This window comes from Burkholderia sp. Tr-20390, from assembly GCF_017104595.1.
In the GTDB taxonomy this organism is placed as follows: Bacteria; Pseudomonadota; Gammaproteobacteria; order Burkholderiales; family Burkholderiaceae; genus Burkholderia.
This window is the reverse complement of record NZ_JAAGPC010000162.1, coordinates 1-19800: the sequence shown is the minus strand read 5'-3', so window position 1 is coordinate 19800 and position 19800 is coordinate 1. Positions and strand designations below refer to the sequence as shown.

The 19800-nt window shown below is 68.9% G+C and carries 20 protein-coding genes; 12 read left to right on the top strand and 8 right to left on the bottom strand.

Features of this window, described 5'->3' with window-relative positions; all coding sequences use genetic code 11:
- Nucleotides 1-43: 43 nt before the first annotated feature.
- Complete coding sequence (locus G3N98_RS30880; RefSeq protein WP_206150324.1) at nt 44-667, bottom strand: alpha/beta hydrolase; 624 nt, start codon at nt 665-667, stop codon at nt 44-46.
- 334 nt (nt 668-1001) lie between these two features.
- Between G3N98_RS30880 and G3N98_RS30875 the strand changes: the two genes are divergently transcribed.
- From G3N98_RS30875 to G3N98_RS30860, 4 genes are read left to right on the top strand one after another with little or no spacing between them, the layout of a single operon-like run.
- A complete protein-coding gene (locus tag G3N98_RS30875) occupies nt 1002-1943 on the top strand; it encodes a glyoxylate/hydroxypyruvate reductase A (RefSeq protein WP_206150323.1) in 942 nt (313 codons plus the stop codon).
- 26 nt (nt 1944-1969) lie between these two features.
- Complete coding sequence (locus G3N98_RS30870; RefSeq protein WP_089473661.1) at nt 1970-2902, top strand: hydroxymethylglutaryl-CoA lyase; 933 nt, start codon at nt 1970-1972, stop codon at nt 2900-2902.
- A 26-nt stretch (nt 2903-2928) separates the two neighbouring features.
- Nucleotides 2929-3435, top strand: a complete 507-nt coding sequence (locus tag G3N98_RS30865) for a YbaK/EbsC family protein (protein WP_039346541.1) — start codon at nt 2929-2931, stop codon at nt 3433-3435.
- Nucleotides 3432-3644, top strand: a complete 213-nt coding sequence (locus tag G3N98_RS30860; protein WP_089426476.1) for a DUF1289 domain-containing protein — start codon at nt 3432-3434, stop codon at nt 3642-3644. The genes G3N98_RS30865 and G3N98_RS30860 overlap by 4 nt, the downstream gene beginning before the upstream one ends.
- Nucleotides 3645-3911: 267 nt before the next feature.
- Here G3N98_RS30860 and G3N98_RS30855 read toward each other — a convergent pair whose 3' ends face one another.
- Nucleotides 3912-4814 carry a DMT family transporter gene (locus tag G3N98_RS30855; RefSeq protein WP_206150322.1) on the bottom strand — a complete coding sequence of 301 codons (903 nt, stop codon included), beginning with the start codon at nt 4812-4814 and terminating at the stop codon, nt 3912-3914.
- 112 nt (nt 4815-4926) lie between these two features.
- On the opposite strand from G3N98_RS30855, the gene G3N98_RS30850 reads away from it, so the two are divergent.
- Nucleotides 4927-5418, top strand: a complete 492-nt coding sequence (locus G3N98_RS30850; protein ID WP_011353413.1) for an Lrp/AsnC family transcriptional regulator — start codon at nt 4927-4929, stop codon at nt 5416-5418.
- Between the two features lie 55 nt (nt 5419-5473).
- Here G3N98_RS30850 and G3N98_RS30845 read toward each other — a convergent pair whose 3' ends face one another.
- A complete protein-coding gene (locus tag G3N98_RS30845; RefSeq protein WP_089426478.1) occupies nt 5474-6370 on the bottom strand; it encodes an alpha/beta hydrolase in 897 nt (298 codons plus the stop codon).
- A 266-nt stretch (nt 6371-6636) separates the two neighbouring features.
- Between G3N98_RS30845 and G3N98_RS30840 the strand changes: the two genes are divergently transcribed.
- A complete protein-coding gene (locus G3N98_RS30840; protein WP_039346483.1) occupies nt 6637-7596 on the top strand; it encodes a nitronate monooxygenase family protein in 960 nt (319 codons plus the stop codon).
- A gap of 118 nt (nt 7597-7714) precedes the next feature.
- On the opposite strand, the gene G3N98_RS30835 is transcribed toward G3N98_RS30840, so the two are convergent.
- The 3 genes from G3N98_RS30835 to G3N98_RS30825 all read right to left on the bottom strand — a co-directional run bounded on the left by G3N98_RS30835 (nt 7715) and on the right by G3N98_RS30825 (nt 10766).
- On the bottom strand, nt 7715-8677 hold the full coding sequence (locus G3N98_RS30835) for a LysR family transcriptional regulator (protein WP_039346485.1): 963 nt from the start codon (nt 8675-8677) through the stop codon (nt 7715-7717).
- Nucleotides 8678-8858: 181 nt separating this feature from the next.
- Nucleotides 8859-9935 (bottom strand): porin, encoded by a 1077-nt coding sequence (locus G3N98_RS30830; RefSeq protein WP_089426481.1) that lies wholly within the window; start codon nt 9933-9935, stop codon nt 8859-8861.
- A gap of 345 nt (nt 9936-10280) precedes the next feature.
- Nucleotides 10281-10766 carry a peptide-binding protein gene (locus G3N98_RS30825; RefSeq protein ID WP_089473663.1) on the bottom strand — a complete coding sequence of 162 codons (486 nt, stop codon included), beginning with the start codon at nt 10764-10766 and terminating at the stop codon, nt 10281-10283.
- 347 nt (nt 10767-11113) lie between these two features.
- Between G3N98_RS30825 and G3N98_RS30820 the strand changes: the two genes are divergently transcribed.
- The 6 genes from G3N98_RS30820 to G3N98_RS30795 all read left to right on the top strand — a co-directional run bounded on the left by G3N98_RS30820 (nt 11114) and on the right by G3N98_RS30795 (nt 18238).
- Nucleotides 11114-12145, top strand: a complete 1032-nt coding sequence (locus G3N98_RS30820) for a bile acid:sodium symporter family protein (protein ID WP_206150321.1) — start codon at nt 11114-11116, stop codon at nt 12143-12145.
- A 364-nt stretch (nt 12146-12509) separates the two neighbouring features.
- Nucleotides 12510-14348 (top strand): phosphodiesterase, encoded by a 1839-nt coding sequence (locus tag G3N98_RS30815; protein ID WP_206150320.1) that lies wholly within the window; start codon nt 12510-12512, stop codon nt 14346-14348.
- A 362-nt stretch (nt 14349-14710) separates the two neighbouring features.
- Complete coding sequence (locus tag G3N98_RS30810) at nt 14711-15733, top strand: LacI family DNA-binding transcriptional regulator (RefSeq protein WP_089441179.1); 1023 nt, start codon at nt 14711-14713, stop codon at nt 15731-15733.
- Complete coding sequence (locus tag G3N98_RS30805) at nt 15730-17010, top strand: AGE family epimerase/isomerase (protein ID WP_124585047.1); 1281 nt, start codon at nt 15730-15732, stop codon at nt 17008-17010. Before G3N98_RS30810 ends, G3N98_RS30805 begins: the two co-directional genes overlap by 4 nt.
- A complete protein-coding gene (locus tag G3N98_RS30800; protein WP_206150319.1) occupies nt 17007-17915 on the top strand; it encodes a carbohydrate kinase in 909 nt (302 codons plus the stop codon). Before G3N98_RS30805 ends, G3N98_RS30800 begins: the two co-directional genes overlap by 4 nt.
- A gap of 101 nt (nt 17916-18016) precedes the next feature.
- Nucleotides 18017-18238: a hypothetical protein gene (locus tag G3N98_RS30795; protein WP_069249042.1), complete on the top strand. Its 222-nt coding sequence runs from the start codon at nt 18017-18019 to the stop codon at nt 18236-18238.
- Nucleotides 18239-18260: 22 nt separating this feature from the next.
- Here the strand turns inward: G3N98_RS30795 and G3N98_RS30790 are convergent, their stop codons facing one another.
- Both G3N98_RS30790 and G3N98_RS30785 read right to left on the bottom strand, forming a co-directional pair.
- Nucleotides 18261-18455: a DUF2905 domain-containing protein gene (locus G3N98_RS30790; RefSeq protein ID WP_039355363.1), complete on the bottom strand. Its 195-nt coding sequence runs from the start codon at nt 18453-18455 to the stop codon at nt 18261-18263.
- An 11-nt stretch (nt 18456-18466) separates the two neighbouring features.
- Nucleotides 18467-19660: an SAM-dependent methyltransferase gene (locus G3N98_RS30785; RefSeq protein ID WP_089473668.1), complete on the bottom strand. Its 1194-nt coding sequence runs from the start codon at nt 19658-19660 to the stop codon at nt 18467-18469.
- Nucleotides 19661-19800 lie beyond the last annotated feature (140 nt).

Sequence of the window (19800 nt, the reverse complement as noted above, 5' to 3'; positions counted from 1 at the left end):
GCCGCGACAGCCGCCGCGCGGCATGCGCCGCGCCGCCCGCCCGTCAGACCGCGTGCGCGAGCGCGCGGTCGACGAGCGCGGTTTCGAAGCCGTCGTCCGCGTCGCGAAAGCGCAGCGGTGCCGCGCAATGGACGAGCGTGTCGATGAAGTACTTCGCGCGCGGCCACGGCCCGAAGCCGGCCGCGGTGTTGATGTGCCCCGCGTCACCGAGGTTCACGAACGCGCTGCCCAGATGCTGCGCGAGCGTGCGCGCGTCGCCGAGCGGCATCCACGGATCGGTTTCGCTGCCGATCACGATCGACGGCACGGGGAGCCGGCGCGCGTCGAACGGCCCGGCAAACATGAATTTCTTCGGACTGGCGGGCGCGACGAGCAGCACGCCCGCGACGTCGCCCGTATGCGGCCACTGCGCGAGCGCATGGGCGGCCGCGAGGCAGCCGAAGCTGTGTGCGGCGAGCACGAACGGGCCGCGTTCGCGGTCGAGCAACGCGCGCACCGATTGCGCCCAGCGCGCGAGATCGGGTGCGTCCCAGTCGTCCTGTTCGACGCGCAGCGAACGCGGGAACTGCCGTTCGAGCCAGGTCTGCCAGTGAGCGCCTTCGCTGCCGTGCAGGCCCGGAACGGTGACGAGCCGCGGCGGCCACGCCGATTTGCTGCATGCGCGCATGATTGCCCTCGCTTGCTTGAAGACGGGATTCGATTGTGGCGCGGCGGCCGCGGCGGCCGAACCAATATTTTGTGCTTTGCTTTTAAGTGGGCCGGCCATCCGGGGGCGGGCCACCGGGGGCGCCGCCCGCCCCGCGCACCGGCGCGCGATGCGCCGCGAAACCGTAGAATGTGGGCTTCCCGTCAGCTTCACACGGAACCGGGGCCGGGCGCCGACGCGCCGGGCGCCCGGTCGTCAGGAGACGCCCGATGTCCGCTACGCTCGCCGGCGCGCTGCGCCCGGCCCCGCTCGCCGTTCCCGTGACGCGCCTCGCCGGCGCGCGCGCCGTCATCCAATGAAGATCCTGTTCCATTCCCCGCACCAGGAAGCGGCCGCGTGGCGCGACCAGATCGCGCATGCGCTGCCGGAAGCCGAACTGCGCGCGTGGCAGCCGGGCGACACGGCCGCCGCCGACTACGCGCTCGTCTGGCGCGCGCCGCGCGAATTCTTTGCGCCGCGCGACGGCCTGCGCGCGATCTTCAACCTCGGCGCCGGCGTCGATGCGCTGCTCGCGCTCGAGCACGCGCATCCGGGCACGCTGCCGCGCCACGTGCCGCTCGTGCGGCTGGAAGATTCGGGCATGGCGCAGCAGATGGTCGAATACGTGACGCACGCGGTGCTGCGCTACCTGCGCCGCTTCGACGAATACGAAGTGCTGCAGCGCGAGCGCCGCTGGCAACCGCTCGAACCGCATGCGCGCGCCAGCTTCATCGTCGCCGTGCTCGGCCTCGGCGTGCTCGGCGCGCAGGTCGCGCGCGCGCTCGCCGCGCTCGGCCTGCCCGTGCGCGGCTACAGCCGCAGCGCGAAGCAGCTCGACGGCGTGACGACCTTCGCCGGCGACGGCGCGTTCGATGCGTGCATCGACGGCGCAAAGGTGCTCGTCAACCTGCTGCCGAGCACGCCCGACACCGACGGCATCCTGGCGTCGCGCACGTTCGCACGGCTCGCGCCCGGCGCGTATGTCGTCAACGTCGCACGCGGCGCGCATCTCGTCGAAGCCGACCTGCTCGACGCGCTCGCGAGCGGCCAGCTCGCCGCCGCGACGCTCGACGTGTTCCACCGCGAGCCGCTGCCGGAAGACCATCCGTTCTGGCACGCGCCGCGCATCACGATCACGCCGCACAGCTCGGCCGAGACGCTGCGCGACGAAGCCATCGCCCAGATCGCCGGCAAGATCCGTGCACTGGAGCGCGGCGAGCGCGTCGGCGGCATCGTCGACTACGCACGCGGCTACTGAACCTACAAGCACACCAGGAGACAACCATGACGTTCCCCACCGCCGTCAAGATCGTCGAAGTCGGCCCGCGCGACGGGCTGCAGAACGAGAAGACCTTCGTGCCGACCGACGTGAAGATCGCGCTCGTCGACCGGCTGTCACACGCCGGCTTCCGCAACGTCGAGGCCGCGTCGTTCGTGTCGCCGAAATGGGTGCCGCAGATGGCCGACGGCGCCGACGTGATGGCCGGCATCGAGCGCCGCGCGGGCACCGTGTACTCGGTGCTCACGCCGAACCTGAAGGGCTTCGAGAATGCGGTCGCGGCGCGCGCGGACGAAGTCGTGATCTTCGGCGCGGCGAGCGAGGCGTTCTCGCAGCGGAACATCAACTGCAGCATCGCCGAGAGCATCGCGCGCTTCGAGCCGGTCGCGAAGGCGGCGAAGGATGCGGGCCTGCGGCTGCGCGGCAGCGTGTCGTGCACGCTCGGCTGCCCGTACCAGGGCGAAGTGCCGGTCGCATCGGTCGTCGACGTCGTCGAGCGCTTCGCTGCGCTCGGCTGCGACGAGATCGACATCGCCGACACGATCGGCGTCGGCACGCCGAAGCGCACGCGCGAAGTGCTCGCGGCCGTCACGCGCGTGTTCCCGCGCGAACGCCTGTCGGGCCACTTCCACGACACCTACGGCCAGGCGCTCGCGAACATCTACGCGGCGCTGTTCGAAGGGATCGAGATCTTCCACGCGTCGGTCGCGGGCCTCGGCGGCTGCCCGTACGCGAAGGGCGCGACCGGCAACGTCGCGACCGAGGACGTGCTGTACCTGATGCAGGGCCTCGGCATCGACACCGGCATCGACCTCGCGCAGGTCGTCGCCGCCGGCGACTTCATCTCGAACGCGATCGGCCGCGCGAACGTGTCGCGCGCCGGTCGCGCCCTGCTCGCCAAGGCGCAGAGCGCGGCCGACGCCGCGAGCTGCGTATGACCCCGGTATTCGATGGATTCCTCAACATGACGACACCTGCTTCATTCGATTCCCTCCCCGACTCCGCGCGACGCGTCGCGCTGCTGCTGCGCGAGCGCGGCCATGCGAAAGGCATCGTGATGCTCGCCGAAACCGGCAAGACCTCGGCCGAGGCCGCGGCCGGGCTCGGCTGCTCGGTCGCGCAGATCGCGAAGTCGATCCTGTTTCGCCGCCAGTCGGACGGCGCGCCGGTGCTCGTGGTCGCGAGCGGCGTGAATCGTGTCGACGAGAAGAAGGTCGCCGCGCAAGTCGGCGCGGTCGGCCGCGCGGACGCGAAGTTCGTGCGCGACAACACCGGCTATGCGATCGGCGGCGTGTGCCCGATCGGTCATCTCGTCGAACCCGTCACGCTGATCGACGCCGACCTGCTCGAGCTCGACAGCCTGTGGGCCGCCGCCGGCCATCCGCACGCGGTGTTCAACCTGTCGCCGAACGAACTCGTGTCGCTGACGGGCGCGCCGGTCGCGGACGTCGCGTTGCGGGAGCCCGCATGAGCGACGTGCCGGTGACGGTGCCGGTCGGCACGGTCGCGTCGCCGTGCACCGACGTATGCCGGATCGATCCGCGCACCGACTGGTGCGCGGGCTGCCTGCGCACGCGCGGTGAGATCAAGGGATGGCGTGCGTCGGACGACGACGCGCGGCGCGCGTTGCTCGCGCGGCTCGATGCGCGGCGGCGTCTGCTGGCGAGAAGCGGCGCATAAAAAAAAGCCGTTCAACCTGACAGGCGAACGGCATCGAGATCGGAATCCTGTGAACGTGATCAACGTCACAGCCCGCATCATACGAGCGACGCGACCGCATCGCATCGGGTGTTTCCCTACAACTTCTTACAGCGTCTTCCACGCGTGTGCGCGCACGACTTTTGCTCGCCATGTACGCACCCGCTGCCCGCAATACGCGCGCCTGAAACAAGCATTCGACTAGCGGCTGCGCTGCCCCGTAGCGGCTTGCCAAATCGCACGACCGTTTCAGTGGCCGACGGCCGCACGACGGGCCGGCACGATGCGCCAGCCGAGATTCACGCCGGCCGCCGCGAGCAGGATCAGCAGCGCGCCGGCCACCTGCGTCCACGCAAGCGTCTGCCCGAACGCAACGTGATCGACGACGATCGCGACGACCGGATAGACGAACGACAGCGCGCCGGTCATCGCGGTCGGCAGCTTCTGGATCGCGCCGTACAGCAGCACATACATCAGACCGGTGTTCACGACGCCCAGCACGACGAGGTCGAGCCACTGCCCGGCGGTCGCCGGCAACGTGCCGAAGTGCGCGAACGGCGCGAGCAGCAGGACCCCGAGGCCGGCCTGCAGCAGCGCGAGCAGGTGCGGCGGCGTGCCCTTCAGGTGCTTCGTGACGATCGACGAGATCGCATACAGGAACGCCGCACCGAGCGACAGCGCGACACCTTCCAGATATTCGCCCGGCACCGCGAGCACGGCCGGCTCGACGCGCACCACGGCGACGAGCCCGACGAAGGCGAGCGCGAGCCACGCGACGGTGGACGCGGTGATCCGCTCGCGGAACACGATCGCGCCGAGCGCGACGAGCATGAACGGCTGTGTGTTGTAGACGGCGGTCGCCATCGAGATCGACGCGCGCGAATAGGCGGCGAACAGCAGCAGCCAGTTCGCGACGATAGCGACGCTGCCGAGGGTCGCCAGCGCGAGCATCCGCGGCGAGAACAGTGCACGGCGCAGGAACCCGAACGCCGCGCAGACGATCGCGAGCGTCGCGGCGCCGAACAGGCAGCGGAAGAACACGACGTTGGTCAGCGGCTGCTGCGACGACATCACGAGCCAGCCGATCGTGCCGGACATCATCATCGCGACGACCATCTCGGCGGCGCCGCGGCGAATTTCATTCGAAGCCATCGTGAACTCCGTTCAGAAGAGTGGATGACTTCGATTCTAGAAACTTGCTTTCGCGGCAACCACGGCTAAACTGAAGTGAATCGTCCGATTTACCTTCGAAAGCAAAGCGATCATGCCGAAACGCCTTTCCCCGCCCGCCGTCGCGTCGCTCGACGCGACCGACCGCGCGATTCTCGCGGCGCTGGCCGACGACGCGCGCATCGCCACCAGCGAACTCGCCCGGCAGATCGGGCTGTCGGCGCCCGCGACCGCCGACCGCGTGCGGCGGCTCGAGGCGCAAGGCGTGATCGCCGCGTTCACCGTCGAACTCGACCCGCGCGCGCTCGGCTACACGCTGCAGGCGATCGTCCGCGTGAAGCCGCTGCCCGGCCAGCTGCATCTCGTCGAAGAGATGCTGCGGCGGATTCCCGAATTCGTGGAGTGCGACAAGGTGACCGGCGACGACTGCTTCATCTGCCGGCTCTACCTGCGCACGATCGCGCACCTCGACGACATCCTGTCGAAAGTGACGGAGCGCGCCGAGACGAGCACCGCGATCGTGAAGTCGACACCAGTGCCGCGCCGGCTGCCGCCGCTCGTCGAGGACGACGGCGCGCACCGCTGAACGAGCCGGTACGCGGCCGCGCCGCCCGCGTGCGCACGCGTGCCCGCCGGTGCGGTCAGGCAGCCGCGTCGCGCGCCTCGAAGAACGCCAGCAGTTCGTCGATCAGCGCGACCGGCGCCTCTTCCGGAATGTAGTGCCCGCACTCGAGCGCGCGGCCGCTGACGTCGCGCGCGACACGGCGCCATTCGTCGAGCGGATCGAAGCAGCGGCCGACGATCCCGTTCTCCCCCCACAGCACGCGCAGCGGGCACGCGACCTTGTTGCCGCGCTCGAGATCCGCACGGTCGTGCTCGAGATCGATCGTCGCGGACGCGCGGTAGTCCTCGCACATCGCATGCACGGCGCCCGGCTGCGCGAGCGCGGCGCGGTACGCGGCGAGCGCCTCGGGCGCGAACGGCGCCAGTCCGGCGGACCGGTTGCCCATCACGCGCTCGATGTACGCATCGGTATGCGCGCCGACCAGCGTCTCGGGCAGCGGCTCCGGCTGGATCAGGAAGAACCAGTGGAAATACGCGGTCGCGAACGCGCGATCGGTTTTCTCGTACATCGCGAGCGTCGGTGCGATGTCGAGCAGCATCATCCGCTCGACGGCGTCCGGATGATCGAGCGCGAGCCGGTGCGCGACCCGCGCGCCGCGATCGTGCGCGCATACATGGAAGTGCTCGAAGCCGAAATGCCGCATCACGGCGACCTGGTCGGCCGCCATCGCCCGTTTCGAATACGGCACGTGCTGCGCGTCGCTCGGCGGCTTGCCCGACGCGCCGTAGCCGCGCAGGTCGGTGGCGATCACCGTGAAATGATTCGCGAGCGTCGCCGCAACGCGATGCCAGATCATGTGGGTTTGCGGATGTCCGTGCAGCAACAGGAGCGGCGGACCCGCGCCTCCTTTGACACCGAAGATGTCGGTGTCCTGCACCGTCACGCGAAACGGTGCAAACGCCTCAAACGACATGGTTTATTTCTCGTTGGTTTGTTATGGCGGCTATTTTAGGAGCGCTTGCGCCTCAGCACAGCGGGGCAACAGCCAGAATCCGTAGAAAGAGAACACTCACTCGATTGCCGGCACACCGCGTATTTTGTTAAGCTCGCGTAGAATCGCACGATCGTTCGTATTAATAAGGACGACATCGTTTCGCAGCTACACTCGAATCACCGTTCGACCGCAAAGCATGGCGCCGGCGCGACCGCGCGGACGCCCCTGGAGACTGGAGACATCACATGGCATTGCCCACCGTCCTGCAGAACCTGACGCTGCCCGTCATCGCATCGCCGATGTTCATCGTCAGCTACCCCGAACTCGTGCTCGCGCAATGCAAGGCGGGCATCGTCGGTTCGTTCCCCGCGCTCAACGCCCGTCCGGCCGAACTGCTCGACGAGTGGCTCACGCAAATCCAGTCCGAGCTCGCCGATCACCAGGCAAAGAATCCCGGCGCGGTGATCGGCCCGATCGCGGTCAACCAGATCGTCCACCAGTCGAATGCGCGGCTCGAGCACGACGTGCGCGTGTGCGTCGAGCACAAGGTGCCGATCTTCATCACGAGCCTGCGCGCACCGGCGCGCGAGATCGTCGACGCGGTGCACAGCTACGGCGGCATCGTGCTGCACGACGTGATCAACCTGCGCCACGCGCAGAAGGCGCTCGAAGCCGGTGTCGACGGGCTGATCCTCGTCGCGGCCGGCGCAGGCGGCCATGCGGGCACGACGTCGCCGTTCGCGCTCGTCGGCGAAGTCCGCAAGATCTTCGACGGCCCGATCGTGCTGTCCGGCGCGATCGCGAACGGCGGCTCGATCCTCGCGGCGCAGGCGATGGGCGCGGACTTCGCGTACATGGGCACGCGCTTCATCGCGACGCAGGAAGCGCACGCGATCGACGACTACAAGCACGCGATCGTGAACGCGAAATCGTCGGACATCATCTACACGAACCTCTTCACGGGCGTGCACGGCAACTACATTCGCGAGAGCATCGAGAAGGCCGGCCTCGATCCGGAGGCGCTGCCGGAATCCGACAAGACCAAGATGAATTTCGGCAGCGACAAGACGAAGGCGTGGAAGGACATCTGGGGCGCCGGCCAGGGCGTCGGCCTGATGGACGACCTGCCGAGCGTGGGTGCGCTCGTCGAGCGCCTGAAGCGCGAATACGACGACGCGAAGGCGCGACTCGGCATTCCGCGCTGACGGATGCGGCGGCCCTCGCGGCCGCCGCCGGCGCGCATGCCGTCGGACAAAACAAAAAGCGCGAACCGCAGCGGTTCGCGCTTTTTCATTGCCCCGCTGCAGCGGGACACACGGCGGCTCAGACCGCGCGCTTCATCCGCGTGATCGGCAGCACGCGCAGGCGCGATTCGATCGACGGGCACAGCGACTGCCCTTCGAAACGCGCCGCCAGGAAGTCGACGAACGAACGCACCTTCGCGGACACGTGACGACGGCTCGCGTAGACCGCATAGATCGGCGCCTCGTGCGGCGGCACCGCATCGAGCAGCACCGGCACGAGCCGGCCGGACTCGATGTCGTCGCCGACCACCTCGGTGCCGAGCAGCGCGATGCCCGCGCCCGCGAGCACGGCCGCACGCAGCCCTTCGAGATGGTTCACGATCAGGTTGCCGTTGAGGTTCACGCGCGACGCGGCGGCCGCGTCGATCACCAGCGAGTCGAGCATCGTCGAATTCGAGTCGCGCCGCAGGTAGTTGTGGTGCGCGAGATCGCCGATCGTCGCGGGCGTGCCGTGCTTCTCGAGATACTCGGGCGACGCGACCAGCAGGATGTGCGCGGTCGCGATCTGCCGCGCGACCAGCGACGACGATTTCAATCCGTTCGGCGCCGCGCGCACCGCGACGTCGTAGCCTTCCTCGATCAGGTCGACCACGCGATCGGACAGCGTCATGTCGACGGTCACGTCCGGGAACCGGCCCGCATAGTCGGTGACGGCCTGCATCACGTGTCGCAGCCCGAACGCCGATAGCGACGTGACGCGCAGCCGGCCTTGCGGCACCACGCTCGCGGCGCCGACGGCCTGCCCGGCTTCGTCGAGTTCGGACAGCGCCTGCACGAGGCGCTCATAGTATTCGCGTCCCGCCTCGGTAGGGGCGACGCGTCGTGTCGTGCGATGCAGCAGCCGCGCACCGAGCTGCTGCTCGAGATGCATCACGTGCTTGCTCGCCATCGCAGCCGACATCTGCATGCGCTCGGCCGCGCCGACGAAGCTGCCCACTTCGACGACGTAGCGAAACACATTCATGCTGACGAGGGTATCCATCGAACTAGCTCGTAATGACGGGGAATGGTCCAATTACGAGATAGGGTAACAAAGGCGGGGAAACAGAAAGGTCAAGAAAGGCAAAACGGCGCCGCGGGGTCGCAGCGCCGTTTTTGGCGGGAAAACATGCAGTCCGGACGCGCTTTTCGCGCGCGTCCGGCACGCCGGCCGCGCGTGCGCGTCAGAACTTCGCGCGGATGCCGGCGCCGAACGTGTTGCCGGTCGACAGGCCGCTGATGTGGTCGTTCATGTACGCGGCGTAGACGTCCGTGCGCTTGGACAGCGGATAGTCGTAGCCGACGGCCCAGGTCTGGCGCGTCTGGTCGAGGCCGCCCGAATCGCGCGAGTACGCGTACGACGCCATCGCGTTGCCCACGCCGAGCGGCACCGACACGCCGCCCTGCGCGGTGTTCACGTGCCAGCTGCCCGCGACCTGGTCATTCTTCGTATACATGTACTGGCCGAACAGCTTCACGTACTTGAGGTCGTAGGTCGCGCCGACTTGCGCGATGCCCTGGCTCTTCATGCCGGCCACCAGCGCGCTCAGGTCACGCGGGCCGTTGTTGAAGTTCACGTACTGGTAGACCGCGGTCGCCGCGAACGGACCGTTCGCATAGTTGAACTGCGCGCTCCACTTCTTCGAGCCGTTGTCGCCGGCCTGGTTGCCGAGTGCGTACATCGCGCCGAAATTCAGGCCACCGAACGAAGGCGACGTGTACGACAGCGCGTTGTTCCAGCCCGAATCGCCGACGGCACCCTGGTCGCTCGGGTAAGTCGGGAACGTGCCGAGGCCGAGGAACACGTGGTACACCATCGGCGAGAAGGTGTACGAGTCGTAGAACGGGTTGAACAGGATCGTCGACAGGAACAGGTGCGTCGTCAGGCGGCCGGCCGTCACCGTGCCGTACGGCGAATCGATGCCGACGTAGGCGTTGCGTGCGAAGAACGTGTCGCCCTGGAAGCGGCCGAACTGGCCGTTCTGGGCGCGGAAGAAGCTTTCCAGCGTGAAGATCGCCTTGTAGCCGTTACCGAGATCCTCGGCGCCGTGCAGGCCCCAGTACGACGTCGACATCCCGCCGCCGCTCACGTTCCACGCGCGGTTGCCGCCCGGGAACTTGGTTGCGCCGACCCATTCGTCGACCTGCCCGTAGAGCGACACGCTCGACTGTGCATGGACGGGAGCGGTAGCCGCCACGCAGGCGGCCGCGGCGATCAGCTTGACGGACGTGCGCGACGCACGGCGAGCGAATGCTTTCATTGGATCTCCAGATTTTGTCGAATTGTCGATAAGTGGCGCGAGCGTTGTTTTTTGGAGCCGAGTGCTTGCGTCGTATGGGGCGCAGCCATCTTTACGGATCATTCGTCCGGCCAAAATTGCGCACACTTATTGCGGGTATAGCGGCGGCATTAACTTCGCGGAATGGATACATGGCCGGGCACCTGCCGGCGGCCCCGCACGAACGCGGTCGCGCGGCGGGACGGCAGCGGGGCACACGCGAGCCGGGCGCGAAAGATAGCGCAATGCGACGGGAAAATCAGCGGAAATCTGTGCGCGACTGTGGCGAATTCGCATCAGCCGGCGGAGGGACGAGCGCGCGGGCGCTCAGTTTCGGTAAAACGGGGAGAAAGACGGCGAGTGCGCAGGCTCTTCCTGCGAGCGGGGCGGCGGCATCGGACGTCCGCCGCGCTCCTCGTTGTAGCGCGCGACGTCGGCGCGGATCGAACCGGCACGCAGCGGCACGTTGCCGCCGCCCGGCGGCCGCGGCACCTGGCGCACGTCGGCGCTGATCGGACGATACGGGCTTTGCGCGGCGTAATGGCCATACGACGGCGTCGGCCGCAGCCCCCAGCGGGAGCCGTAGCCGTTCACGCCGCCGGCGCGTGCACCGGCGAGAGGCGCCGCGCGGCGCCAGACGGGCCCACCACCAGCCGGCTGACCGTACGCGCGCATGTCGCCGCCACCGAAGCCGTGGCCGCCGAACGCATGACCGCCGCCGTGGGGCGGCTGCGCGAGCGCGAGCGGCAACAGCAGCGCGCCGAGCACGCCTGCCACCCATCGTCCGATCTTCCGTTTCACCCGTTCCGTCATCGTTCAGTGCCTGTCCACGCCCGCCGCCGGCTCCTTTCGGCCGACCCAAGGCTTTCAGCAGTAATTTATGAGCGGGCCGAAAGCGTGTCGAGCCAAAAAGTGTTATGTCGCCGGCATCGGTGTAACACCATGTTACTGCTAGGTTTTTTCACTTCCGGGCGCGACCGCGACAGAACATTCTTCTGCCGTTTCGCGCCCGGCCGGGCCGGCGCCGTGGGCGCTGCTGCATGAGATTGGTTCATCAATCGATTCCCACAATGCATTTGTGTAGTGAATCGCCGACCGGGACAATGGCGCCATCCGCGCGCGCGACGCGCGCCTTCGTCGTTTCCGAATCGAGTTCCCCGATGGCCCGTCCCCGTTTTCTTCCCGACAACTTCACGCTCGCGCTCGTCGGCACCGTCGTGCTCGCGAGCTTCCTGCCGTGCCGTGGCCCGGCCGCCCATGCGTTCAACTGGGCGACCAACATCGCCGTCGGCCTGCTGTTCTTCCTGCACGGCGCGAAGCTGTCGCGCGAAGCCGTCATCGCGGGTGCGACCCACTGGCGGCTGCACGCGGTCGTGCTGCTCAGCACGTTCGCGCTGTTCCCGCTGCTCGGCCTCGCGCTGAAACCCGTGCTGCAGCCGCTCGTCACGCCGACGCTGTATGCGGGCGTGCTGTTCCTGTGCACGCTGCCGTCGACGGTCCAGTCGTCGATCGCGTTCACGTCGATCGCGAAGGGCAACGTGCCGGCCGCCGTGTGCGCGGCATCCGCGTCCAGCCTGCTCGGGATCTTCGTCACGCCGGCGCTCGTCGGGCTGATGATCACGTCGCAGTCGGCGGCCGCCGCGTCGCCGTGGAGCACCGTCGGCAGCATCGTGCTGCAGCTGCTCGTGCCGTTCATCGCCGGCCAGTTGCTGCGGCCCGTGATCGGCGGCTGGATCGACCGCAATCGCGGCGTGCTGCGCTTCGTCGACCAGGGCTCGATCCTGCTCGTCGTCTACGTTGCCTTCAGCGAGGCCGTCAACGAAGGCCTGTGGCACCAGATCCCGCCGCGCGCGCTCGGCGGCCTGCTCGTCGTCAACCTCGTGCTGCTCGCGATCGCGCTGCTGCTGACCGCGTTCGTCAGCAAACGGCTCGGCTTCAACCGCGCCGACCAGATCACGATCATCTTCTGCGGGTCGAAGAAGAGCCTCGCGGCCGGCGTGCCGATGGCGAAGGTGATCTTCTCGGCGAACGCGGTCGGCGCGATCGTGCTGCCGTTGATGCTGTTTCACCAGATCCAGCTGATGGCGTGTGCGGCGCTTGCGCAGCGCTGGGGCGCGCGCGACACGAGCGGCGAGCACGACGAGGGCGACGCGGCATCGGCGTCCGGGGCGCTCAGCGCGGGCAAGCGCTGACGAGCAGGGCGGCGGGGGGTGCCGTCCCGGCGGTTTCGCCTTCCTGCCTTCCTGCCTTCCTGCCTTCCTGCCTTCCTGCCTTCCTGCCTTCCTGCCTTCCTGCCTTCCTGCCTTCCTGCCTTCCTGCCTTCCTGCCTTCCTGCCTTCCCGCCTTCCCGCCTTCCCGCCTTCCCGCCTTCCCGCCTTCCCGCCTTCCCGCCTCACCGCCTCACCGCCTCACCGCCGCACCACCCTTCCCAATGCACCCCGGTGCGCCCCAAGCGCGATGCACCACCAACGCCCATCGCGTCACGAAATCTTCATTCAATTCTCCGCGGGCGATGCCGTTAAGTCGGGCGTCCCGTCGATTCGGCTGCTCTCGCCCATGCCCGCGCCCCACTCCGATTCCGCTGCCGCCAGCATCACGCGCCTGATCGCGGATCGCGCGCTCGCCGCCGTCTTCCAGCCGATCGTCGATCTCGGGTCGGGGACGGTCGTCGGCTACGAGGGCCTGATACGCGGCCCGCGCGGCACCGACCTCGAACCGCCCGCCGCGCTGTTCGCGCAGGCCGCGCGCGAAGGCGAGACGATCGCGCTCGAACAGGCCGCCGCGCGCACCTGCCTCGACGCATTCGCGGCACTCGGCTGCGACGGCAAGCTGTTCCTCAACTTCAGCGCCGGGACGATCCTGAAGCTCGCCAGCGAACGCGAGCGTGCACGCCAGTTCCTCGTCCGCGCGCGGATCGGCGCCGAGCGCATCGTGATCGAGCTGACCGAGCAGAATGCGATTCCCGATGTCGCCCAGATCGGCCCGGCGGTCGCCTCGCTGCGCGACGCCGGCATCCAGTTCGCGCTCGACGACTACGGCACCGCGAACGCGAGCATGAACCTGTGGCTGCGCCTGCATCCGGATGTCGTGAAGATCGACCGCTTCTTCATCCACGACATCGCCCGCGACCCGCTCAAGTTCGAAGCCGTGAAGGCAATGCAGCACTTCGCGCAGGCGAGCGGCGCGAAACTGATCGCGGAAGGCATCGAGAACGAAAGCGACCTGATCGTCGTGCGCGACATGGGCATCTGCTGCGTACAGGGCTTCCTGCTCGGCCGGCCGAACGCGCAGCCGTCGCGGGTCGTCGCGCCGGCCGCGCGCGATGCGATCCGCGCGCCGCACATCGCGGTGTTTCCCGGCGCGACGCGCTCGGTGCGGCCGGCCGGCACGATCGCCGGGAAGATGCTGGTGCCGGCGCCGGCGCTGCCGCGCGACGCGACCAGCAACGACGTGCTCGACCTGTTCAACCGGATGCCCGACCTGCATGCGGTCGCGCTCGTCGAACGCGGGCGGCCCGTCGCGCTCGTGAATCGCCGCGGCTTCATCGACCGCTTCGCGCTGCCGTATCACCGCGAGGTGTTCGGGAAGAAGCCGTGCCTGCAGTTCGCGAACGACGCGCCGCTGATGATCGACAACGCGACGACCTTCGAGCAGCTCGCGATGCTGCTCGCGAGCCACGACCAGCGCTATCTCGCGGACGGCTTCGTGATCACCGAACACGGCCGCTACGTCGGGCTCGGCACCGGCGAGAGCCTGGTGCGCGCGGTGACCGAGATGCGCATCGAGGCCGCGCGCTACGCGAATCCGCTGACGTTCCTGCCCGGCAACATCCCGATCAGCGCGCACATCGACCGCCTGCTCCAGCGCGACGCCGGCTTTCATGCGTGCTACGTCGACCTGAACCAGTTCAAGCCGTTCAACGACCAGTACGGCTACTGGCAGGGCGACGAGGTGCTGAAGTTCGCGGCGACGGTGCTGGCCGGCGTGTGCGACCCGCAGCGCGACTTTCTCGGGCACGTCGGCGGCGACGATTTCCTCGTGCTGTTCCAGCGCGCCGACTGGCGCGAACGCGCCGCCGACGCGATCGCCCGCTTCAACGAAGGCGCGCAGCTCTTCTACACGCAGGCCGACCGGCAGGCGGGCGGGCTGCACGGCGAGGACCGCCATGGCAACCCGGCGTTCTTCGGCTTCGTGACGATGGCGATCGGCGCGGTCGGCGTGGCGGCCGGCGCGCACGGCGCGAAACGCTACGGCAGCGACGAGATCGCGTCGGTCGCCGCGCTCGCGAAGCGGCGCGCGAAACAGCAGCCGGATGGGCTCGCGGTCGTCGACCTCGATGCGGGCCGCGCCGCGCTGCGCCATCGCGGCGAACCGCCAGCCGTGGCAATCCGCTGAACGGCGGGCGATCGCCGTTTGCAGACACGACGCGCCCGGTGCGGCGGGGGCGCGCATTCATGCACCATGCAACCAGACCGTTAGTTGCACTGTACCTTTCCAGCGGCCGGCGGAGGCAACCGGGCACGACTCGCGCGAATGCGTGAAGCCAGCCCGCTTGCCGCCCGCTTCCCGGTCGCCACGCACCCGCACGTTCACCTTGCCTTTTTCGCGTTTTGTTTAGTATTTTTAGTAACGGTGTTTTCGCAGATTAGCGCTTAAAACCCGGGAATTTGCGGGTATTCCCCGGCTATCCGGCCCGAATTCCGCAATACGTTTTACTATACAATCGCTTTCACCCTAAACAAACCGGACCCCGAACGATGGGTACGACCATTCGCGATGTGGCGCGGGCGGCAGAGGTCTCGATCGGCACCGTCTCCCGCGCGCTGAAAAACCAGCCGGGCCTGTCCGAAGCCACGCGTGCGCGCATCGTCGAGATCGCGCAGCGGCTCGGCTACGATCCCGCGCAACTGCGGCCGCGCATCCGCCGGCTCACCTTCCTGCTGCATCGCCAGCACAACCGCTTTCCGGCCAGCCCGTTCTTCTCGCACGTGCTGCATGGCGTCGAGGACGCGTGCCGCGAGCGCGGCATCGTGCCGACGCTGCTCACGGTCGGGCCGAACGACGACGTGCTGCGCCAGATGCGCCCGCACGCGCCCGACGCGATCGCGGTGGCCGGCTTCATCGAGCCCGAGACGATCGAGGCGCTCGCCGCGACCGGCCGACCGCTCGTGCTGATCGACCTGTGGGCGCCCGGGCTGCGCTCGGTGAACATCGACAACGCGACGGGCGCGGCGCTCGCGATGCGCCACCTGCTCGCCACCGGCCGCACGCGGATCGCATTCATCGGCGGCTCGCCCGCGCACTACAGCATCGCGCAGCGCGCGATCGGCTACCGGCGCGCATTCTTCGAGGCCGGGCGGCTGTTCGATCCCGCGTACGAAGTGACGATCGATGCGGGGCTCGATCCCGACACCGGCGCCGCGCGCGCGATGGAGCAGCTGCTCGACGCGCCGGGCCCGCGCCCGGAAGCCGTGTTCGCGTACAACGACGCGGCCGCGCTCGCCGCGCAGCGCGTCTGCACCGCGCGCGGGCTACGCATTCCCGACGACATCGCGATCGTCGGCTTCGACAACATCCCGGCCGCCGCGCACGCGAGCCCGCCGCTCACGACGCTCGCGGTCGACAAGGAGGCGCTCGGCCGCCGCGGCGTCGAGCTGCTGCTCGCTGAAGCGCCCGAGCGCACCGAGATTTCCCTGCCCGTCGAGCTGATCGTGCGGGCCAGCAGCCAGCCCGCCGGCTCCCCGGCACTCGATACCGCCACGGCCACCGAATCATCATGAACATGCCCCCGGTCCAACCCTGCACGGCCGCGCCGGCCGCCCACACGCAAGCCGTGCCGTTCGTCGCGAGTTTCCGCGATCCGTCGTTCCTGCTGTCGCACATCGAGGACACGCTGCGTTTCTACGCGACGAATGCGTTCGACCCGACGGGCGGCTTCTACCATTACTTCCGCGACGACGGCAGCATCTACAACCGCACGTCGCGCCACCTCGTCAGCAGTTGCCGGTTCGTCTTCAACTACGCGATGGCGTACCGGCATTTCGGCGATCCGCGCCACCTGGAATATGCGCGCCACGGGCTGCGCTTCCTGCGCGACGCGCACTGGGACGACGCACTGCAGGGCTACGACTGGGAGCTCGACTGGCGTGACGGCGCGAAGCGCGCGACGCTCGACGGCACGCGCCACTGCTACGGGCTCGCGTTCGTGCTGCTCGCGGCCGCGCACGCGACGATGGCCGGCCTCGACGAGGCCCGCCCGCTGATCGCGGCGACCTTCGAGCTCGCCGAGCACCGTTTCTGGGATGCGGCCGCGGGCCTCTATGCGGACGACGCGACGCCGAACTGGATCGTGTCGTCGTACCGCGGCCAGAACGCGAACATGCACATGACGGAGGCGCTGCTCGCGGCGTACGAGGCGACCGGCCACCTCACGTACCTCGATCGCGCGGAAAAGCTCGCGTCCCACATCACGCAGCGCCAGGCCGCGCTGTCGGGCGGGCTCGTGTGGGAGCACTACCATGCGGACTGGTCGGTCGACTGGGATTACAACAAGGAAGACAGCTCGAACATCTTCCGCCCGTGGGGCTTCCAGCCCGGGCACCAGACCGAATGGGCGAAGCTGCTGCTGATCCTCGAGCGGCACCGCCCGCTCGACTGGCTCGTGCCGCGCGCGGCCGAGCTGTTCGACGCGGCGCTCACGCACGCGTGGGACACCGATCACGGCGGCCTGTGCTACGGCTTCGGCCCCGACTTCACGATCTGCGACCACAACAAGTATTTCTGGGTGCAGGCGGAAACCTTCGCGGCCGCCGCGATGCTCGGCGCGCGCACCGGCAGCGAGCGCTTCTGGGACTGGTACGACGAGATCTGGCGCTACAGCTGGGCGCACTTCGTCGATCACCGCTACGGCGCGTGGTACCGCATCCTCACCTGCGACAACCGCAAGTACAGCGACGAGAAGAGCCCGGCCGGCAAGACCGACTATCACACGATGGGCGCGTGCTACGACGTGCTCGCGACCCTCGCGCGTGCGCAGCGCAGCGAGCCGACGCAATGAGCGGCGGCACGTTTCCGGCTTTCGTGTCGGCGGGCGACATCCTGACCGACATGGTGCGCGCGGGCGACGCGCAATGGACCTCGGTGCCGGGCGGCGCCGGCTGGAACGTCGCGCGCGCGGTTGCGCGGCTCGGCGTGCCGAGCGCGCTCGCGGGCTCGATCGGCGAAGACTGCTTCTCCGACGTGCTGTGGCGCACGAGCGAAGCGGCCGGGCTCGACCTGCGCTTCCTGCAGCGCGTCGCACGGCCGCCGCTGCTCGCGATCGTCCACGAGACGCGCCCGCCCGCGTACTTCTTCATCGGCGAAGCGAGCGCCGACCTCGCGTTCGATCCGGCGCGGCTGCCGGCCGGCTGGACCGACCACGTGAAATGGGCGCACGTCGGCTGCATCAGCCTCGTGCGCGAACCGCTCGCCGGCACGCTGGCCGCGCTCGCGGCCGACCTGCACGCGCGCGGCGTGAAGATCAGCTTCGACCCGAACGTCCGGAACCTGATGACGGCCGCGTTCCGGCCGACGCTCGAGAAGATGGCCGCGCTCGCCGACCTGATCAAGGTGTCCGACGAGGACCTGCGGCACCTGTTCGGCGGCGACGGCCCCGACGCGATTGCCGCGGTGCGCGCGCTGAACCCGCGCGCGGCCGTGCTCGTCACGCGCGGCGCGCAGGCGGCGACGCTCTACGCGGACGGCGACGTGCATGAAGCGAGCCCGCCGCGCGTCGAGGTGGCCGACACCGTCGGCGCGGGGGACGCGTCGATCGGCGGCATGCTGTTCAGCCTGATGGCCGCGCCGCAGCGAACCTGGCGCGAGCACCTCGTGTTCGCGCTGGCGGCGGGCGCCGCGGCCTGCCGGCATACGGGCGCGCACGCGCCGACGCTCGACGAGGTCGTCGCACTGATCGAACGATGACGGGCAGGATGGCGGCCGGACTCCGTTCGGTCACCGATAAGCCGCGCTGTACATGCTGCGCCGCAGTGCTACGATGAAGTGTCCTTTTGCGGGAGAGCACCATGGACACCAACACGTTCACGAAGGGCATCTACACGGCCAAGGCGCATACCCAGCATGCGGGCAACGGGCAGTTCCAGGGTTACGTGATCCTCGCGCGGGACGACGGGGACGACACCGAGAACACGCGCTACGACGTCCACTCGACGAGCCCCAGCGAGGAGGAAGCGTTCGAGGAGGCAAAGGCGCTCGCGCACCGGATCCTCGGCGAAATCGAGCTGTAGCGCGCCGCCATTCAGGCGCGGCTCAGAGCAGCCGCGCCACCATCGACAGCAGCATCGTCAGCACCAGCGTCGACATGAACGGGAACGGGTAGCGCCGCCCGCCGAGCGTCAGCGTGACGTCGCCCGGCATCCGCCCGATGCCGAGCTTGCCGAGCCACGGCCAGCAGCGCGTCAGGATCATCACCGCGACGAACGACGTCATCAGCCAGCGCAGCATGGCGGCTCCCGTCAGAGTGCGTGCGAGCGGTCGCCGCGCGCGAACGCGTCGAGCGTGCCGTCGATGCCGCGCGAGAACGCGATCACCTTGAACAGCTCGCCCATCTCGGCTTCGGAAATCAGCTTCTGCACCGCGTTCGCGGCCGGCAGGAACGCGTGGATGTCCGACGGATCGATCGCGGATAGCGCATCGGTGATGCCCGCGTTCAGCAGGAAGCGCGCCTGCGACGTGTAACCGAGCAAATCGGCGCCGGTCGCGACGGCCGCGTCGTAGATGCCGGTGAATTCGACGTGCGCGGTGATGTCCTGCAGCCCCGGGTACAGGAACGGATCGTCGTGCGCATGGTGACGGTAGTGGCACATCAGCGTGCCGCGGTCGCGCTGCGGGTGGTAGTACTCGTGCGCGGGAAAGCCGTAGTCGACCAGCAGCACCGCGCCGCGCCCGAGCATCGTGCAGACGGTGCGCGTGAACGCCAGCGCGGCCTCGTGCGTCTCGGTCACGTAGCCATCCGCCGCATCGTCGAGGCCCGCGAGTACCGGCGGCAAGCCGGCCGGTGCGGCCGGACGGTCCTCGAACACGAACGCCTGCCGCGCGTCGAGCGCGACGCCGCGCTCCTGCCATGCGCCGCCCGCCTTCGCGAACAGCCGCACCGGCATCGCATCGAGCACCTCGTTGCCGACCACGACGCCGTCGAACCGCTCGGGCAGCGCATCGAGCCAGCGCACCTTCGCGGCGAGCGCCGGCGCGGCGGCCGTGATCGTGTCGTGCTGCCGCTCGCGCAGCTCGCCGGACAGGTCGACGATCAGGTAGGCGTCGAGTTCGACGCCCAGCGCGTCGAGCGCCGCGAGCAGCCCGGCCGCGAGCTTGCCCGTGCCGGCGCCGAATTCCATCACGCTGCGCGTGCCGCTCGCCGCAAGCGCTTCCGCGACCGGCTGCGCGAGCGTCTGCGCGAACAGCGGCGACAGCTCGGGCGCGGTGACGAAGTCACTGCCGTCGTCGGCGCGGCGCCCGAACTTGCGCGCGCCGCCGCTGTAATAACCGAGGCCGGGCGCATACAGCGCGCGCTCCATGAAGCGGTCGAACGGCAGCCAGCCGCCGGCCGCCGCGATCTCGTCGCGCAGTTGCGCGGCGAGGGTTTCGGACTGTGCAAGCGCGTCAGGGCCGGGAGCAGGTAAACTAGCGGGTTCGTGAGCTTTCGGGTTCATCCCGGCATTGTAAATGACCGTTTCAGCCGATATGTCGACCCAGCGCGTGGCGCTCGTCACGGGTGCCCTGGGCAGCGCGGCCGACGCCGCGTCGATCGGTCGTGCGCTCGCCACCGGATTCGCCCGGCGCGAGCGCACGA

Bases quoted from the DNA above. Each gene is read 5' to 3' on its own strand.
- G3N98_RS30880 (WP_206150324.1), bottom strand. From the start codon at position 667: ATGCGCGCATGCAGCAAATCGGCGTGGCCGCCGCGGCTCGTCACCGTT.
- G3N98_RS30875 (WP_206150323.1), top strand. From the start codon at position 1,002: ATGAAGATCCTGTTCCATTCCCCGCACCAGGAAGCGGCCGCGTGGCGC.
- G3N98_RS30870 (WP_089473661.1), top strand. From the start codon at position 1,970: ATGACGTTCCCCACCGCCGTCAAGATCGTCGAAGTCGGCCCGCGCGAC.
- G3N98_RS30865 (WP_039346541.1), top strand. From the start codon at position 2,929: ATGACGACACCTGCTTCATTCGATTCCCTCCCCGACTCCGCGCGACGC.
- G3N98_RS30860 (WP_089426476.1), top strand. From the start codon at position 3,432: ATGAGCGACGTGCCGGTGACGGTGCCGGTCGGCACGGTCGCGTCGCCG.
- G3N98_RS30855 (WP_206150322.1), bottom strand. From the start codon at position 4,814: ATGGCTTCGAATGAAATTCGCCGCGGCGCCGCCGAGATGGTCGTCGCG.
- G3N98_RS30850 (WP_011353413.1), top strand. From the start codon at position 4,927: ATGCCGAAACGCCTTTCCCCGCCCGCCGTCGCGTCGCTCGACGCGACC.
- G3N98_RS30845 (WP_089426478.1), bottom strand. From the start codon at position 6,370: ATGTCGTTTGAGGCGTTTGCACCGTTTCGCGTGACGGTGCAGGACACC.
- G3N98_RS30840 (WP_039346483.1), top strand. From the start codon at position 6,637: ATGGCATTGCCCACCGTCCTGCAGAACCTGACGCTGCCCGTCATCGCA.
- G3N98_RS30835 (WP_039346485.1), bottom strand. From the start codon at position 8,677: ATGGATACCCTCGTCAGCATGAATGTGTTTCGCTACGTCGTCGAAGTG.
- G3N98_RS30830 (WP_089426481.1), bottom strand. From the start codon at position 9,935: ATGAAAGCATTCGCTCGCCGTGCGTCGCGCACGTCCGTCAAGCTGATC.
- G3N98_RS30825 (WP_089473663.1), bottom strand. From the start codon at position 10,766: ATGACGGAACGGGTGAAACGGAAGATCGGACGATGGGTGGCAGGCGTG.
- G3N98_RS30820 (WP_206150321.1), top strand. From the start codon at position 11,114: ATGGCCCGTCCCCGTTTTCTTCCCGACAACTTCACGCTCGCGCTCGTC.
- G3N98_RS30815 (WP_206150320.1), top strand. From the start codon at position 12,510: ATGCCCGCGCCCCACTCCGATTCCGCTGCCGCCAGCATCACGCGCCTG.
- G3N98_RS30810 (WP_089441179.1), top strand. From the start codon at position 14,711: ATGGGTACGACCATTCGCGATGTGGCGCGGGCGGCAGAGGTCTCGATC.
- G3N98_RS30805 (WP_124585047.1), top strand. From the start codon at position 15,730: ATGAACATGCCCCCGGTCCAACCCTGCACGGCCGCGCCGGCCGCCCAC.
- G3N98_RS30800 (WP_206150319.1), top strand. From the start codon at position 17,007: ATGAGCGGCGGCACGTTTCCGGCTTTCGTGTCGGCGGGCGACATCCTG.
- G3N98_RS30795 (WP_069249042.1), top strand. From the start codon at position 18,017: ATGGACACCAACACGTTCACGAAGGGCATCTACACGGCCAAGGCGCAT.
- G3N98_RS30790 (WP_039355363.1), bottom strand. From the start codon at position 18,455: ATGCTGCGCTGGCTGATGACGTCGTTCGTCGCGGTGATGATCCTGACG.
- G3N98_RS30785 (WP_089473668.1), bottom strand. From the start codon at position 19,660: ATGAACCCGAAAGCTCACGAACCCGCTAGTTTACCTGCTCCCGGCCCT.